Genomic DNA, 1,384 nt, shown 5'->3' on the forward strand with positions numbered 1-1,384 from the left:
AGATGGGGTGGATGCCGCTCTCCCCTGACGGCATCGCGATGTGCCAAACTCGTGGTGTCGAAGCACAAGCTGTAGGAGAGGGCATCCATGGGAGAAGTTAGCATCATCGGCGTCGATCTGGCAAAGAACGTGTTCCAGGTTCATGGCGCGGCGGCTGACGGGTCGGTCGTGTTCCGCAAGAAGCTGTCGCGGCCGCAGTTTGCCCGGTTCATGGCGGACCAGCCGCCCTGCCTCGTGGCGATGGAGGCCTGCGCCAGCGCGCATCACTGGGCGCGGGAGATGGCACGGCACGGGCATGAGGTGCGGCTGATTGCGCCGCACTACGTCAAGCCATTCCTGAAGCGCCAGAAGAATGACGCGGCCGATGCCGAGGCGATCGTCGAGGCGGCCCTGCGACCAACCATGCGGTTCGTTGAACCGAAATCGGTCGACCAGCAGGCGCGGGCTGTCGCGTTCCGCACCCGCGAACAGCTCGTGAAGCAGCGCACCGAGGCCGTGAACGCGCTGCGGTCGCATCTCTACGAGTTCGGCCATATCGCCCCGGAAGGGATTGGCTACCTGCCGCGCTTGGCCAAGGTCGTCGACGATCCCGGTAGCGGCGTGCCGGACCTCGCGCGGGACATCTGCCGCATGCTCATCGATCAGATCGCTCAGCTAACTGCCCGGATTGATGCGCTGAAGGCGCGGATCGCGGCCATGTCGCAGGAAGCAGACCTGCCGCGCCAGCTGCAGACGATGCCAGGCGTCGGGCCGATCACCGCGCTCGCGGTCGAGACCTTCGCCCCGCCGATGGAGCAATTCCGGCGCGGACGCGATTTCGCCGCCTGGCTCGGCCTGGTGCCGCGGCAGCATTCCAGCGGCGGCAAGCAGAAGCTCGGGAAGACCTCGAAGATGGGGCAGCGCGACATCCGGCGATTGCTGGTGATCGGGGCCGCCGCTGTGATCCGCTGGGCCTCGCGCCGCGGTGCGCCGAAAGGCTCGTGGCTGGCACGGATGCTGGAACGCAAGCCGGTCCCGGTCGTGGCCACCGCGCTGGCGAACAAGATGGCGCGCGGCATCTGGGCGATGCTGACGCGCGGCGAAAGCTATCGCGGCCCGGTGCTGATCGGCGCCTGAACAGGCATCGACTGGCTTCCGGGCCACCGAGTTGTGAGGAAGACAAGATCCGAATGGGCAATTGATCGACATGATCCGGGTCGGGCAAACCAGAAACCTTCTCCGAGCCTCGAGCTCGCTCTTGGAGATGTGGCCCCGCTCCGCGCATCACCATCCCGGCCAGCGGCGCCAGTCAGCCGCACGAACAGGCCTGACAAAAGACCGCACTCGATCACATGTCCGGACGATCAGAAATTCCTTGCAAACCGAGCGGCATCCACAAAAGAAG

The 1,384-nt window shown here is 65.8% G+C and carries 1 protein-coding gene; it reads left to right on the plus strand.

All coding sequences use genetic code 11. The annotated features are described in order from the left end of the window. Nucleotides 1-87: 87 nt before the first annotated feature. Nucleotides 88-1,116, plus strand: coding sequence for an IS110 family transposase (locus tag EZM81_RS17930; protein WP_136646728.1), 1,029 nt, complete (start codon nt 88-90; stop codon nt 1,114-1,116). The last annotated feature ends 268 nt before the right edge of the window (nt 1,117-1,384 follow it).

Source organism: Tabrizicola sp. YIM 78059 (genome assembly GCF_004959785.1).
In the GTDB taxonomy this organism is placed as follows: Bacteria; Pseudomonadota; Alphaproteobacteria; order Rhodobacterales; family Rhodobacteraceae; genus Tabrizicola; species Tabrizicola caldifontis.